Origin of the sequence: Thiorhodococcus minor (genome assembly GCF_010820565.1) — a bacterium.
In the GTDB taxonomy this organism is placed as follows: Bacteria; Pseudomonadota; Gammaproteobacteria; order Chromatiales; family Chromatiaceae; genus Thiorhodococcus; species Thiorhodococcus minor.
Genome location: NZ_JAAIJQ010000353.1, coordinates 1 through 435, shown reverse-complemented (window position 1 = coordinate 435; position 435 = coordinate 1). Strand labels below are relative to the sequence as shown.

Annotated in this window: 1 protein-coding gene; it reads right to left on the bottom strand. The window is 62.1% G+C overall.

Translation table 11 applies throughout. The features are described from left to right. Positions 1 to 435: IS1595 family transposase (locus tag G3446_RS27300; RefSeq protein WP_164456763.1), on the bottom strand; the 435-nt coding region annotated here is incomplete at both ends.

The following is a 435-nucleotide window of genomic DNA, read 5'->3' as shown; positions in this document are numbered from 1 at the left end:
CTCGCCGAGGTAGCGCGGCAAGTGTTTGCCACTGGCATGATGGTAGGAGCCGTGCAGACTGTTCTTGACGTTGCCGAGGACCGTATTCAGCCACTGGAGCTCAGGGATCTGCATGCTGCGGTAGCCGCCTCCCGTGACCACGGCGTGATGCTCGAAGCCGGCGCTAGCGATGCCCTTGAAACAGGACAGGCCATCACTGAAAACGATGGCATCGGGGTCGAAGTGGCGCTTAGCGAAGCGCTCAACCTCGCCCTTGCGAAAGCCTTTGACCTTGCCGAGACGCAGGCCGATCGGGTGGTTGTCTTCGTTGCAGGATAAGGCCGCGATGAACGGGGTCTTGTTTGGCGAGCCACGCCCAGGCGTGCTCGCGTGGGCCTCGCCGCCCCAGTAGGCATCGTCGACTTCGATGATGCCGACGAGCGGTTTCTGATCGTC